The organism is Cohnella caldifontis, assembly GCF_029360585.1.
Classification (GTDB): Bacteria; Bacillota; Bacilli; order Paenibacillales; family Paenibacillaceae; genus Cohnella; species Cohnella caldifontis.
This window is the reverse complement of the sequence record NZ_JAQZSJ010000013.1, coordinates 129,281-141,017: the sequence shown is the minus strand read 5'-3', so window position 1 is coordinate 141,017 and position 11,737 is coordinate 129,281. Positions and strand designations below refer to the sequence as shown.

Genomic DNA, 11,737 nt, shown 5'->3' with positions numbered 1-11,737 from the left:
CGCACAGATCAGATGTTGAACGTTTCGCTATCCGGTTTTCAGGGTACAAACCCATTACGTACGAAAGCACCTTCCACATCCAACGGAAGGTGCTTTTTTCATGCCTTAACGTGCTGCCTTTTTCTTTTTGCCGCGGAATTCGAATTCATCTTCGCGCGGCGGGACGACGCCGGGGCCGTACGGAATGGCATGACCGTACCCGAATCCGTACGGATGGAAATAGGGGTGGTGCGGATGAAGAAAGTAAGGATGGTAGTGGGCGTAGGGATGATAATAGTGCGGCGGATACGCCCCCGGTTGATAAGGTCCAGGATAAGGAGTCAGTGCCAACTTCGGATCCTCTCCTTTGGTTGATGATGATGCATCGTATTCGGTTTTCGCCCACCGGGTTGCTTGCCCAACGGAAGATGGGCGGCAAGATGGGCTGGTATCTGTCGTCCGGGGCACCCGTGATAAAAATATAATAGCCCCTGTCCGACTCGAAAATGAGCGGCAGGGGCTGTTTCGATAGTTACGCTATTCCTTATCCCTTGATCCAATCCGCGAAGCTGAGCGGCGACCAGCCGACGAGCGGAGTACCGGGAAGCGGCGGGTTTTGCGGCATCGGGCGCAAGCTTGAAGTAGGGGCTTCGGGCAAGCGCGGCGGGAACTTGGGTTTTCGGTGCAGGGAGGGATCCCCTATAACCTTCTGGCCCAATCCCCAAGCTACGACCCGTCCGTCCTTATCCATGCAGATGACTCCGTTGACGGGCCCGATCCATTTCAGATCCAGGGTCCAAGCTTGACGGTTGTCCACGAAGGCGATCCATTCCAAATCCGTATTGAACAAATATCGGTTGCTTCCGAGATAGGCGACGAGATTGCAGTAACGGTCGAAAAGAGGTTGAAGCATTAAAAAATAAGGCCTCCGCATGTTGTGGAATGAATCTAGCATAACCCGAGAAGAAACGAACATCAACCGTTTCAATCAATTTTTTCGTGCATTTTCGACACGTTTTTAGTACCACGGACTCCAATTTGGTAAAATTGTCCTATTCTACTGGAGGATGTTCGCCCATGCGATTGGTTACCCGCTCGGATTTCGGCAACAATAAGGCCATAACCGGATAAAAGGTGGTCCCGGATTCAATGAATGACTGCGACTATACGGGATTAAAAGCGGACATCCGCAAACGTCTGGGGTCCATGCAGATCGAGTTAAGAAGGCTGCTGGACGGGTTGGACAGCGAGAACCATTGCCTGCTCACGGATTTCGAAAGTTTTGGAAGCCGATTCAGCGAAATCGAGGCGCTCGCCTCCAGTTTTTATTTGCGATGTTATTTGGCTTCATTCACGAATCGCTATCATGAACTCGCGCTGGCGGTGCGGCACTTATCTGCGCGCAGGCACGGTGCCTTGGCTGTCATACAGAGGGGAGACCCCGTGGACGAGTGGATCACTCCCGGCATTCCGATCGAGGCCGAGCTCACGCATTCCTTGCTGGAATCGATCTTCTTTCCGGGAAGCCCTCTCCATGATGGAGCCGCCGTCATTCGAGGAGATCGGATTTCTTCGGCCTCCAGCGTCCTGCCTTTGTCTTCGCACGGATCGGGAACCGGCAAGGAAGGCACGCGCCATCGAGCGGCAAGGGGATTGTCCGAAAAGTGCGACGCGCTCGTCATCGTGGTGTCCGAAGAGTCGGGTAAATCCTCATTCGCCATGGGCGGCAAGCTCTATCCCTTCAATTCCCCGGTGTGATCGTTCATTAATTTGTCAAATGTGAAAAAAAGTTGGCCGTGCTTGCCGGTTTCGTGTTGAGTTCAATTGCTCCTTTTAGGTAATATAAGAATTAGACATTTTTATGAGCAGGGGGAGCAATCGACGATGTACAAATGGATCATGTCTGCGGTCTTGACGATCGCCTGCCTCTTCGGCGTTTACTTGCTGGCGCAAGGTCTTCCGCAGAAACCTCATGAAGAAGCTTTGCCTCCTGGCCAGGAGATGCTCAAGATTACGGCCACCAATTTCAACTTCGATCAACAAGAGTACCACGTGAAGGCCGGTACCACATACCTGGTCAAGTTCTCCAACAAATTGGGGAAACATGGAGCGGAGATCAAAGATCTCGGCATCAACTTGACCGAATCCAACCCGTCCCAAGTCGTCACTTTCGATAAACCCGGCACCTATGAATTGCACTGCTCCATCATGTGCGGTCAAGGCCATGCTGATATGAAATCGGTGGTTATCGTTTCATAATGCCAAAAGGAGCCGCAAGGCTCCTTTTTTCCAGAATCGGGTGATGCCGCTTCGCTTAGGCTTGCTTCTTCGTGCGAACGCGATGGATGCCCAAATCGACCAAGTACCCGATCAAGACGTAACTGGCCACCGTCAGCGCATACATCGACCATACGTTTACCCGATGGATATCCGTGAACAGCTCAACGAACCAAATCGGAACGCTGAACATGAAAAGGAAAACGTTGTGGGGATCGTAACCGGTGGAATTAAACAAACAGAGCGCGATACCGAATAGCGCAAAGGCCAGTGTGGCGGGATAACGCATGGCGGAGCTCCCTTCAGCCAAGAGTTGCTCGTAGTATGCGCGATTGAGATGCCCGAAATACCATTTCTGAAAGGGGATCCCTAGATGCTCACCCATATCGTGTTGTTTAAATTAAAAGACCGTTCTCCGGAAAATATCGAAAATACCGCACAAGTGTTGCGTGACATGGAAGGGAAAATCGAGGAACTGCTGTCCATCGAAGTCGGTACGGATGTCGTTCATTCCGAGCGTTCTTACGATATCGCGCTGACGACGAAGTTCGCGAATCTGGACGCGCTCAAAGCCTATCAGGTTCATCCGGTTCATCAAAAAGTCATCGAACACATCGCGTCTGTCCGGGATTCCCAGGCCAGCGTCGACTACGAAAGCTGATGTCTTACGTCGCGCTGCTCGCTGAAAAAACGGATATGGGCGAAGGCGATCTGTACGAAATGATGACGTATTTGCTGGTCGTGATTTTCAGCGCCGTCATCATGATCGTATGGTTGAAGCGCAGGGGGAAGCGCAGTCGCAAATAAGGAGGCGTGTAATCGTGTACTATGTCAACCGGGAAAGCATCGATACCCGCTTGGCCTGTATCCCCGAAATCGCACAAGCGCTCGCGGATATCGCCTCCGATTGGAAAGGCACGATCATTCATGGACTGGCCCAAGAACGGGCTTTGCACCTTGCCGTCGAAATCGTGACCGATATCGGCAGTTCCTTGATCGACGGATTTTTAATGCGGGATGCCAGCAGCTACGAAGATATCGTGGACATTATCGCCGGAGAAGGGGTGCTTTCCGCCGATCTCGCGGAACCGCTCCGTGAGCTCGTTAAGCTGCGGAAGCCCCTTGTTCAAGACTATTTCGAGTGGCCTCGGCGGCAGCTCCATCCTTTAACGCCGAAACTGCCGGAGTTGCTGACGCGGTTCTCCGAACGGATTCGGGATTATTTGCGGCAAGAGCTGGGCGATTGAAGGAAAGTCGGCGCGGCGATTTACGCGGGGCTTGGGATCCGGTAAAATGGGAGTATCCTTAAGGGTCGTGCCGCACGGCGTCAAGGGGATCACGGATCAACAGGAGGGATGCTCATGCAGCCGCAGGAGGAACGCTCGACGCGCAGCCAATTGCTTCAAATGCTGAAGACCCAAGGAAGCTGCAGCACCAGCGACATGGCCAAAGCCATGGGCATCACCGAAATGGCGGTACGCCGGCACATCCAAACGATGGAGAAGGATGGGTTGATCCGATCGACGCTCGTCAGGCAATCCATGGGCCGGCCTTCGTACCGGTATTCGTTGACGGAACAAGCGGACGATCTGTTTCCGAAAAATTATCCGCAGTTGACGTTGGACTTGCTGAGTGAGCTGGAAGAACAGCCGGGCGGCAAGGAATTGATCGGACGGATGTTCGAAGGCCGCCGCGACAAACTGGGCACGAAATATCGAGAGCGCATGCACAATCTTAGCCTTCAGGAACGGGTGGCGGAGCTTGCGGAAATCCAGAACGTCGGCGGATATATGACGGAATGGCTGCAAGACCCGAAAGATCCGGGCACGTACCGGCTGTACGAGTACAACTGCCCGGTCGCCCAAGTCGCCAACCGTTACCGTCAGGCTTGCCAGTGCGAACGCCAGCTTTTCGAACAACTGCTGGAGGCCGACGTGGAGCGTACGGAGTGTTTGGCGGACGGGGGACCTCGCTGCACCTATCAGATCCGTCAAAAGAAGGATGGAGAGTCTTTACGCATTTCTGCAAGCCAATAAGTGGTCATTCTGATCCGGCCCTTTCGAGGCCGGATTTTTCTGTTCCTCATGGATAAGAATAGCGATGGAACGGCCGTCGAAAGGTGATCGGAGCGGCACAGCATCGCAGTTTCCGGATTCGCATAAGAACCGTTCACGGGATTCACATAAAAACGTTCATTGGATTCACATAAGAACCGTTCACAGTATTTTTGCTCGATGCATCCTACACATTCCGACTTGTAGCCATTATCCCCCTCGCTCAGGAATAGGCCGCAAAGCCCCAAAGCCCCAAAGCCCATCCCGCTGTTATGAAGCCGATCTTCCCCGTGAACCCGATCTCCCATTCGACCGTTCCAATCTCATCACACGATCGTACTCCGCAGTCACGGGGATGAGTGCCGGGCGTGCCACGAGCTGGCGCAGGGTGATCCTTTTCATTTCCGAGCAATAAGCAAGTCCCTGATTAGAAATTTCTTGCCTTCGGGTTCGGGAATTCTCATAACAGCAAAACTGATCCAAATAAAGTTGAAGATGCTTGGGCCCGATTCCTCGGAATGTGCCGTTCAACCAGTTGAAAGCTGCTTTGCCCAAATGGGACAACAATTTCGAACGCTCGCCCAACGGACGATTTAAATCCGAGATGATTTCTCCAGCCTCGTTTTTCGCGTGGGTTTTGATGAATTTCATCAGCCCGCCGTATCCCGCAGACCGAATGAGAATATCTTCACTCATGACTTGTTTGATTTTCACGTATTTAGCTTGTCCGTTCGCGGTTAATGAAGCGCCGATTAATACGGGATGCTCCTGCGGGTGGCGAAAAGCAGTGGGATTGTAAACACGCCCGTATCTCCCGGGAGTAATTCGGATTAAACCGGTCAATTTCCGAAGACTGTCCTTAGTGCTCATGGCGTGACGGATTTTATGGCCCATGAGCCATGCGGTTTTGTAGGTGATCCCGAGCATCCGAGACAGTCGAACGGTACTGATCCCGCCAGGTTGGAAATACAGAAAAATCGCCCGAAACCATTTTCGCAGAGGCACTCTGCTTCCCTCCAGAACGGTTCCGGCGACCAAAGACGTCTGATGGCTGCAGTTGCGGCACTCGTATAACGGCAATCGACGGGTTTGGATCGGGTAGGCATGACCGTGCCCGCAACGGGGACATCGAAAGCCGTTCGGCCACCTTGCTTTCGCGAATGCTTCCATGCAAACTTCTTCGTGCTCAAATCTTCGGCAGAAACCCTCGAACGTCTCGGATTTCATAAGAATTCACCTCAGAAAACGGAACATATGTTTGCCTACGCTTTATTTTACCAAACAAACGTTCGCATATCAACATATATTTACCATTTTTTTGGCGGGAATGGAAAGGGGAGCGCAAAAGGCGGGGAATTGGCCCAAGCACTCCTGAGCGACGGGGATAGCGGCGATAGGGCGAGCTTTCGGCAGGCCTCTTTCTGAGTGACGGGGATAGCGGATAGAGTTAAGGATTACGCGACACGACGATTCCTGAACGACGAGGTAGTGGAGAGCATGAGTGGTGTTGCGGCTGCCCCCAACCTGACCGAAGGGGATAACGCCTACAAGGAAGTTCGAAGGAACGAAACGGCCATGCTTCGGTCCGGAACGCGAAAATCCGCAGTGTCAAAATGGGCGCCCGCTGCTTATATTGTCATTAACCGCATGGGCATTCGCCCGGGTGACCGAAAAAGAAGGGAGGAAATCCGATGGCGTGGGAAGCGGCGGGATACGCGGCTGCGATGGCGTTCGTCGTCACGGCGTTTTGCATGACGGCTTTGGCGCTCAAGGCGATTCGGACGCTGAGCCGGGTGGAGCGTCACATCGATCGGCTTGCCGGCAAAGCCGACAACGCGCTTGATCAGCATGCAAAATTGGCGCAGGAGGCTTGCGAAGCGGCCGTGGAGGCACGCAGGTCGTTGGAAGGTTTCGCGCGGTTCGCGGAGGGGGCACGGGCCGTAGGGCAGGCCGCGGAGTCCGCGGCATTGGCCGCCGCAAGCACCGTAAGCCGCTGGCGGGATCGGATTTCCTCCTGGGCCCCGGGAACGAGTGCGGATCCAACACAGGAGAGTGAATAGCATGGCTGACAAGAAAGTAGTGAAATCCTTTATGTGGGGAGCTTTGACCGGCGCGGTCACGGGCGCGGTTTCCGCGCTGCTGCTGGCTCCCAAGTCCGGCAAAGAGCTCCGCAAGGACATCGCCGTAACCGCGCAGAAGATCGGGGACAAAACGGCCGATGCGGGCCGGCAGGCAGGCGCGGCCGTTCAGTCGTTCGCGAAGCGGACTTCGGAAGTCGCGTCGGAAGCGAAGCAGGCAGCCGGCCGCTTCGTTACAGACATCCGCTCGTACAAGGGAGCCGAATCGGAATCGAAGGAAAAAGCCGCCGAATCCTCGGCGATCCAATCAACCGAGGAAGAAGAAACCTACGTCGCAAAATAAGGGCCCGTTCAACGCGAAAGCGCGCAGCCTTCTCCCGCGAAGCTGCGCGCTTTCGCGTCGCCTTGAAGCGGCTGGGGATATCGGCTAATATGGAGTTACCTTTTTCGAAATAGCTTCATAATGTAACAGGAATCGACCCATCAACATGAAAAGAAAGCGGTGTTCCCGTGCAGCAGGCGATAGCGATCCTGGACTCCGGTGTGGGCGGTCTGACCGTCGTCAGAGAAGTCATGCGGCAATTGCCCCGTGAAAACATTTTGTATTTCGGCGACACCGCGCGTACCCCCTATGGTCCCAGGCCTGCGGAGGAAGTCGTTCGTTTTACCCGTGAAATCGTGGATTATTTATTGCAGTATCATCCCAAAATGATCGTGATTGCATGCAATACCGCAACGGCGGCTGCCTTGGAGGACATCCGCAGCCGAGTCGCCGTTCCTGTGATCGGCGTCATCAATCCCGGCGCCAGGGCGGCCATCGGGCGATCCAAAACCGGCGTGATCGGCGTGATCGGGACGGAAGGCACCATCAAGAGCAAAGCCTATGAGACGGCGCTGAAGAGGCTTTCCCCCCGCCTCCAGGTGATCAGCCGAGCTTGTCCGGAATTCGTGACGCTTGTCGAAAACGGCAAATTCCGTTCGGAAGAGACGCACAGGGTCGTGTCCAGTTCCCTTGAGCCCATTCGTCTGGAGACGTTGGATTGCCTGATTCTCGGGTGCACGCATTACCCTTTCTTGGCCGAGACGATCGCCGAAGTCATGGGGCCCGACGTCGCCTTGATCAGTTCGGCGGACGAGACCGCTCGCGAGATCAGCACGGTGCTGCAGGAAAGCAACCAGCTGGCGAGAAGCGACGAACAGCCCGTGCACCAGTTTTTTTGCAGCGGGGATCCCCACATGTTTCAAAAAATCGCCCAAGCTTGGCTGGGCGAACAGATCCGCCTGACGCCGGTCGTCTGGCGGGTTCCGCATATCGGAGTTTGACCGCGGAAACATAGACGGCCGTTCGCCGACATACCCTCTCAATATCATCCGGCATGGAAACGGGGGAGAGGGATGAAGGCGAACGGCTGCTATACGAACGCGGAGTTGACGGAAGACATCCGCCGGTTGGCGGAACGCTATCCGTTTATTTCCGCCGGCACGATCGGCGCAAGCTGGCTTGGGGCGCCGATTTATTGGCTCCGGATCGGGGAAGGCGCCTATCGTTGGCATTACAACGCATGCTGCCATGCCAACGAATGGATCACGGCTCCGCTCGTCGTTCGTTTCGTGGACGAGTATGCACAGGCACTCTTGGCTGGAGGATCGGTCGGCGCGAAATCCGCTGTTTCCCTTTATCGCAAAGCCTCGCTGTGGGTCGTGCCCATGTTGAACCCGGATGGCGCGGAGTTGGCGCAAAAGGGACTTGCGCCGACTCACCCCCTTTGCCGTGAGTTGCGCGAATGGAACGGCGGTTCCGGCGATTTCGCCGATTGGAAGGCAAACGCCCGGGGCGTGGATCTGAACGACCAGTTTCCCGCCCATTGGGAGGAAGAGCGCAGCCGGCGGCAAGTGTCCGGACCCGCCCCGCGGGATTTCGGCGGCTATGCGCCGCTCTCCGAGCCGGAAGCTTGGGCGCTGGCGAACTGGACGCGCTGCATGGATTTCGATGCCGTGCTTTCCCTTCATACGCAAGGCGAGGAGATTTACTGGAATTACCGGGGTCACGAGCCGCCGTACGCGGAGGAGTGGGCGGGCCGGATGGCGGAAGCGGCCGGGTACCGGGCCGTCTATCTGGAAGGCAGCGATGCCGGGTATAAGGATTGGTTTCTCCAAGCTTTCGGCCGGCCCGGGTTTACCGTGGAAGCGGGGCTTGGACGAAATCCATTGCCACTGGCGGACTTCGAAGCCATTTCCGAACGCTTAAACCGGTTGCTGGCCCAGGCGCTGTATCTTTCTCCTTAAGTTTCGATTCGGCGGCAGCAGGGCAAACTGGGGGCATTCGGTATACATCCCATATGGAAAAAGGAGAGTGCCCCCGATGCCCAAGTCCATTCGCCGCTTATGGAGCCGTCTGCCCTCCCGCGTCTGGAACATCATCCGTTCGCCCCAGGTATCCTTGCGGGACAAGCTGCTGTTCGTCATCCCGGTAGGTTTGTATTGGGTGCTTCCGGACGTCATGCCTTTCGTGCCGATCGACGACGCGGCCGTTACGGTTTTGGCGGCGATGTGGTACGCCGGCAGGATGGAGCGCAAATACGGTCTGGAAAACGGTTCGGGAAACCATTACAATAAAACGAGACCATGACGGGAGTGGAACCGAAATGAACTGCAAAATTACGCGCAATGCCGCCAAGGTGCTGCAACGCGAATTGGACAAGCCGGAGAACGAAGGAAAGAAGCTGCGCGTCGTGATTACGCACCGGCACGGCGATCACGTACACTATGGGCTGGATTTGGACGAGCCGACGGACGGAGACGAGATCGTATCCACCGATAAAGGTATTGACGTCATTCTGGCCAAAGGCGACGAGTGGCTGGACGGCGTGAAGATCGATTACCTGTACTTCCCCCAGGAAGGCTTCGTAATCACCAATCCGGGCAAGGGCAACCATGGAGACCACTAACGACATCCGCATATGCGATAAATGCCGCCATGTTCGGGTCAAAACGATGGTGTCCAAGCTGCAGAAAATCGCTCCCGGATCCGAAGTGAAGGTCGGCTGCAAGTCCTATTGCGGGCCCTGCTCGCTCTACGCCTTCGTGTTCGTGAACGGCCGGTACGTGACGGCGCCCACGGAGGACGAAGCGGTAGAGAAAGCCCGCAGGTTCATCAAGTAAGCCGGACGGAAAAAGACCGCTCTGCCAAACCGCGATCGCGGGATGACCAGAACGGTCTCTTTTTTGTTACGGTTTAGATGCCCGATCCTTCAATACAGGCACCAGATCGTGTTCTACGATCCGGTCGGACATCTGGAGCTCGGTCCGGGCTTCTTTGGCGCCGGGCTGGCATGCCGCCAAGTCCGTGACCGATCCGTCTTTCATCGAATAGCAGGTGCCATGGCCGAGAATCCCGTCGTTATTCGGCACGAACCAGACGTTGCCGTCCGTGAAGCCGCCGTTGCGGAACACGACCGGCTTCGCGGCCGACGAGAAGGCGCTGACGCCCATCAAGTCGTAGGGTTGCGTCGAAATGCCGAGCAAATGGAGGATCGTCGGTTCCGTATCCATTTGGCCGACGGCTTTCTCGTACACGCCCGCATGCTCGTCCCCAGGCAAATGGACGATGTACGGTACCTTTTTCAAAATCGTGCTTTTCTCCAGCTCGGTGACCGGACGGCCGAACAACTTGGCGTAATCGTCCCAAGTGTTGATGGAGTTGTCATGGTCGCCGTAGAAGACCAAAATCGTGTCGTTCCAAAGGTTCGCTTGTTTCAGCTCGTCGATCAGCACGCCGACCGCTTCGTCTACGTAATGCGCGGCCTGCACGTAATCGCCGAGGAGAGTTCCGTCCAAGGAACCGACGTTGAGCTCATGCTGGCCGATGGCATACGGATGGTGGCTGGACAACGTGATCGCCATCGCGTAGAACGGCGATTTTCCTCGTTCCGCGATTTGCTGGACGGTCTGCCGCAGGAACGATTTGTCGCCTAGTGACCAGCCGAGTGGCTCGTCGATTTTGAAGTCTTTGATATTGTAAAACTGGTCGTACTGCATGTTATGGTACATATTATTGCGGTTCCAGAAGCTGCCGTCGTAGGCGTGATGCACGGTTGCGTCGTAGCCCGCGGACTTCAGGACCTGCGGCAGGCACTCGAACTCGTGGGAAGCGAACCGGATGAACACGGAGCCCGAGGCGACCGGATGCAGGGAGCAGCTCGTCGAAAAGTCGGCGTCCGACGTGCGTCCGTTGGCGGTTTGGTGATAGAAGTTCGGGAAATAGGCGCTTTGTCCGATCAGCTTATTCAGGTTCGGGGTGATTTCTTCGCCGCCGACCTTCCGGTCGATCAGGAACGTTTGGAACGCTTCGGCTTGAATGACAAGTACGTTCTTGCCTTTATAAGCGCCGAACAAAGGATCCGTCTCCGCTTGCTGCTGCAGGCTGCGGCGTTGATCCATCCAGTCGGCCGCCTCTTGCACCTGCTTGTCGTTCAAACCGCCGCCCAGCCAGTTTTCCTTGGCGTAACGGTACGCGTCGTACCCGTGGAATCCGAACAACCCCGTTACATTGTAAATCGGGATATTCCACCAATTGCCTTCGAACAAGCCTGCGGCCCAGCCTCTCTTCTGCTCGGCAACCGGAATGGCGATCAACTGGTAGCCGATGATGAAAGCCAAAATCCCCGTCGCCAAGCGGATCGAAAGGCGGACGCGCCGGGTACCGGGCGGCTTGGGGTTCCGCCTGGGGCTGTTTCGGCGGTAAACCCATATGGCGATCAGAATCGCGAAAGGCAAATCGGCGAAGTAGATCGCGTCCTTGTAAATGATCAAACTCGAAATGCTGTCCTCGAGCGAGCTGACTTGGCCTGCCTGAAGCAGAACCGGCACGGAAATGAAGTCCTTGAAATACCGGAAGTAAACCAAATCCGAGAAAATGACGATGGAAAGAATCAGATCCACGACGACCAGCGCCGTGATCCGGGCTCGCGGACCCAGAAACGCAGTCCAGCAGGTGGCCAGCAGCATGGCACCCAGGTTGACTTCCCATTTCCAATGGTTCATGCCCCCGACGTTCAGGTGGCGGTCCAAGTAATAGAGCTTGAACAGCATGCCGGCAATCAACAAGAGGGCCGCCCAATAAGGAAAGAACCGCAGGGCGTTCAGCGTAAGCCGCGTGCCTCTGCGGAACGTGGTCTCCATTTGCGTATTCATTATGCCGTAACTCCTTATGATTATGTTTTGACAAACAAAATCCAGTATAGCCCGAACGTCCGGGCATTGACAAACCGCAAATGATGGCGATTGACGGAGGAAGAAGCGGCGTTGCACAGACATATACGATAAAATGGAGGCACGAGTTGCGCAAAC

The 11,737-nt window shown here is 55.5% G+C and carries 18 protein-coding genes and 1 pseudogene; 13 read left to right on the top strand and 6 right to left on the bottom strand.

Translation table 11 applies throughout. The annotated features are described in order from the left end of the window. Window positions 1-105: 105 nt before the first annotated feature. Both PTZ19_RS17745 and PTZ19_RS17740 read right to left on the bottom strand, forming a co-directional pair. Window positions 106-330, bottom strand: a complete 225-nt coding sequence (locus tag PTZ19_RS17745) for a hypothetical protein (RefSeq protein ID WP_276356420.1) — start codon at window positions 328-330, stop codon at window positions 106-108. 193 nt (window positions 331-523) lie between these two features. Next, window positions 524-892, bottom strand: coding sequence for a 4-fold beta flower protein (locus PTZ19_RS17740; protein ID WP_276356419.1), 369 nt, complete (start codon window positions 890-892; stop codon window positions 524-526). Between the two features lie 236 nt (window positions 893-1,128). On the opposite strand from PTZ19_RS17740, the gene cdaS reads away from it, so the two are divergent. Then, a complete protein-coding gene (gene cdaS, locus PTZ19_RS17735; RefSeq protein WP_276356418.1) occupies window positions 1,129-1,737 on the top strand; it encodes a sporulation-specific diadenylate cyclase CdaS in 609 nt (202 codons plus the stop codon). Window positions 1,738-1,863: 126 nt separating this feature from the next. Continuing rightward, on the top strand, window positions 1,864-2,238 hold the full coding sequence (locus PTZ19_RS17730; protein ID WP_276356417.1) for a cupredoxin domain-containing protein: 375 nt from the start codon (window positions 1,864-1,866) through the stop codon (window positions 2,236-2,238). A 55-nt stretch (window positions 2,239-2,293) separates the two neighbouring features. On the opposite strand, the gene PTZ19_RS17725 is transcribed toward PTZ19_RS17730, so the two are convergent. Next, a complete protein-coding gene (locus PTZ19_RS17725) occupies window positions 2,294-2,545 on the bottom strand; it encodes a hypothetical protein (RefSeq protein ID WP_276356416.1) in 252 nt (83 codons plus the stop codon). Between the two features lie 84 nt (window positions 2,546-2,629). Here PTZ19_RS17725 and PTZ19_RS17720 point away from each other — a divergent pair, with 84 nt between their 5' ends. From PTZ19_RS17720 to PTZ19_RS17705, 4 genes are all read left to right on the top strand, one after another. After that, window positions 2,630-2,917 (top strand): Dabb family protein, encoded by a 288-nt coding sequence (locus tag PTZ19_RS17720; protein ID WP_276356415.1) that lies wholly within the window; start codon window positions 2,630-2,632, stop codon window positions 2,915-2,917. Then, window positions 2,917-3,063 carry a hypothetical protein gene (locus PTZ19_RS17715; protein WP_276356414.1) on the top strand — a complete coding sequence of 49 codons (147 nt, stop codon included), beginning with the start codon at window positions 2,917-2,919 and terminating at the stop codon, window positions 3,061-3,063. Before PTZ19_RS17720 ends, PTZ19_RS17715 begins: the two co-directional genes overlap by 1 nt. Before the next feature lie 14 nt (window positions 3,064-3,077). Then, window positions 3,078-3,503: a DUF86 domain-containing protein gene (locus tag PTZ19_RS17710; RefSeq protein ID WP_276356413.1), complete on the top strand. Its 426-nt coding sequence runs from the start codon at window positions 3,078-3,080 to the stop codon at window positions 3,501-3,503. A 114-nt stretch (window positions 3,504-3,617) separates the two neighbouring features. After that, window positions 3,618-4,292 carry a helix-turn-helix transcriptional regulator gene (locus tag PTZ19_RS17705; protein WP_276356412.1) on the top strand — a complete coding sequence of 225 codons (675 nt, stop codon included), beginning with the start codon at window positions 3,618-3,620 and terminating at the stop codon, window positions 4,290-4,292. Between the two features lie 288 nt (window positions 4,293-4,580). On the opposite strand, the gene PTZ19_RS17700 is transcribed toward PTZ19_RS17705, so the two are convergent. Together PTZ19_RS17700 and PTZ19_RS25450 are read right to left on the bottom strand one after the other, a co-directional pair. Beyond that, window positions 4,581-5,315, bottom strand: coding sequence for a hypothetical protein (locus PTZ19_RS17700; RefSeq protein WP_276356411.1), 735 nt, complete (start codon window positions 5,313-5,315; stop codon window positions 4,581-4,583). A gap of 51 nt (window positions 5,316-5,366) precedes the next feature. Then, window positions 5,367-5,480, bottom strand: a pseudogene (locus tag PTZ19_RS25450) (transposase); the annotation flags it as partial. Between the two features lie 521 nt (window positions 5,481-6,001). Between PTZ19_RS25450 and PTZ19_RS17695 the strand changes: the two are divergent. From PTZ19_RS17695 to PTZ19_RS17665, 7 genes are all read left to right on the top strand, one after another. Beyond that, entirely contained in the window at window positions 6,002-6,370 is a 369-nt protein-coding gene (locus PTZ19_RS17695) for a hypothetical protein (RefSeq protein WP_276356410.1), read from the top strand. 1 nt (window position 6,371) lies between these two features. After that, window positions 6,372-6,731, top strand: a complete 360-nt coding sequence (locus tag PTZ19_RS17690; RefSeq protein WP_276356409.1) for a YtxH domain-containing protein — start codon at window positions 6,372-6,374, stop codon at window positions 6,729-6,731. Between the two features lie 167 nt (window positions 6,732-6,898). Further along, a complete protein-coding gene (gene racE, locus PTZ19_RS17685; protein WP_276356408.1) occupies window positions 6,899-7,711 on the top strand; it encodes a glutamate racemase in 813 nt (270 codons plus the stop codon). 72 nt (window positions 7,712-7,783) lie between these two features. Next, window positions 7,784-8,674 carry a M14 family metallopeptidase gene (locus tag PTZ19_RS17680; protein ID WP_276356407.1) on the top strand — a complete coding sequence of 297 codons (891 nt, stop codon included), beginning with the start codon at window positions 7,784-7,786 and terminating at the stop codon, window positions 8,672-8,674. Between the two features lie 76 nt (window positions 8,675-8,750). Further along, window positions 8,751-9,017 carry a hypothetical protein gene (locus tag PTZ19_RS17675; RefSeq protein WP_276356406.1) on the top strand — a complete coding sequence of 89 codons (267 nt, stop codon included), beginning with the start codon at window positions 8,751-8,753 and terminating at the stop codon, window positions 9,015-9,017. A gap of 16 nt (window positions 9,018-9,033) precedes the next feature. Beyond that, window positions 9,034-9,336: an iron-sulfur cluster assembly accessory protein gene (locus PTZ19_RS17670; protein WP_276356405.1), complete on the top strand. Its 303-nt coding sequence runs from the start codon at window positions 9,034-9,036 to the stop codon at window positions 9,334-9,336. After that, the gene (locus PTZ19_RS17665; RefSeq protein ID WP_276356404.1) at window positions 9,323-9,550 is read left to right on the top strand and encodes a YuzB family protein; all 228 of its coding nucleotides are present in this window, start codon (window positions 9,323-9,325) and stop codon (window positions 9,548-9,550) included. The genes PTZ19_RS17670 and PTZ19_RS17665 overlap by 14 nt, the downstream gene beginning before the upstream one ends. A 66-nt stretch (window positions 9,551-9,616) precedes the next feature. On the opposite strand, the gene PTZ19_RS17660 is transcribed toward PTZ19_RS17665, so the two are convergent. Continuing rightward, complete coding sequence (locus PTZ19_RS17660) at window positions 9,617-11,581, bottom strand: LTA synthase family protein (protein WP_276356403.1); 1,965 nt, start codon at window positions 11,579-11,581, stop codon at window positions 9,617-9,619. Window positions 11,582-11,737: the final 156 nt, after the last annotated feature.

What these genes read in the sequence shown, in the direction of transcription:
- PTZ19_RS17740 (WP_276356419.1), bottom strand. Translation starts at nt 892, where the DNA reads ATGCTTCAACCTCTTTTCGACCGTTACTGCAATCTCGTCGCCTATCTC.
- cdaS (WP_276356418.1), top strand. Translation starts at nt 1,129, where the DNA reads ATGAATGACTGCGACTATACGGGATTAAAAGCGGACATCCGCAAACGT.
- PTZ19_RS17730 (WP_276356417.1), top strand. Translation starts at nt 1,864, where the DNA reads ATGTACAAATGGATCATGTCTGCGGTCTTGACGATCGCCTGCCTCTTC.
- PTZ19_RS17725 (WP_276356416.1), bottom strand. Translation starts at nt 2,545, where the DNA reads ATGCGTTATCCCGCCACACTGGCCTTTGCGCTATTCGGTATCGCGCTC.
- PTZ19_RS17720 (WP_276356415.1), top strand. Translation starts at nt 2,630, where the DNA reads ATGCTCACCCATATCGTGTTGTTTAAATTAAAAGACCGTTCTCCGGAA.
- PTZ19_RS17715 (WP_276356414.1), top strand. Translation starts at nt 2,917, where the DNA reads ATGTCTTACGTCGCGCTGCTCGCTGAAAAAACGGATATGGGCGAAGGC.
- PTZ19_RS17705 (WP_276356412.1), top strand. Translation starts at nt 3,618, where the DNA reads ATGCAGCCGCAGGAGGAACGCTCGACGCGCAGCCAATTGCTTCAAATG.
- PTZ19_RS17695 (WP_276356410.1), top strand. Translation starts at nt 6,002, where the DNA reads ATGGCGTGGGAAGCGGCGGGATACGCGGCTGCGATGGCGTTCGTCGTC.
- PTZ19_RS17690 (WP_276356409.1), top strand. Translation starts at nt 6,372, where the DNA reads ATGGCTGACAAGAAAGTAGTGAAATCCTTTATGTGGGGAGCTTTGACC.
- PTZ19_RS17680 (WP_276356407.1), top strand. Translation starts at nt 7,784, where the DNA reads ATGAAGGCGAACGGCTGCTATACGAACGCGGAGTTGACGGAAGACATC.
- PTZ19_RS17675 (WP_276356406.1), top strand. Translation starts at nt 8,751, where the DNA reads ATGCCCAAGTCCATTCGCCGCTTATGGAGCCGTCTGCCCTCCCGCGTC.
- PTZ19_RS17670 (WP_276356405.1), top strand. Translation starts at nt 9,034, where the DNA reads ATGAACTGCAAAATTACGCGCAATGCCGCCAAGGTGCTGCAACGCGAA.
- PTZ19_RS17665 (WP_276356404.1), top strand. Translation starts at nt 9,323, where the DNA reads ATGGAGACCACTAACGACATCCGCATATGCGATAAATGCCGCCATGTT.
- PTZ19_RS17660 (WP_276356403.1), bottom strand. Translation starts at nt 11,581, where the DNA reads ATGAATACGCAAATGGAGACCACGTTCCGCAGAGGCACGCGGCTTACG.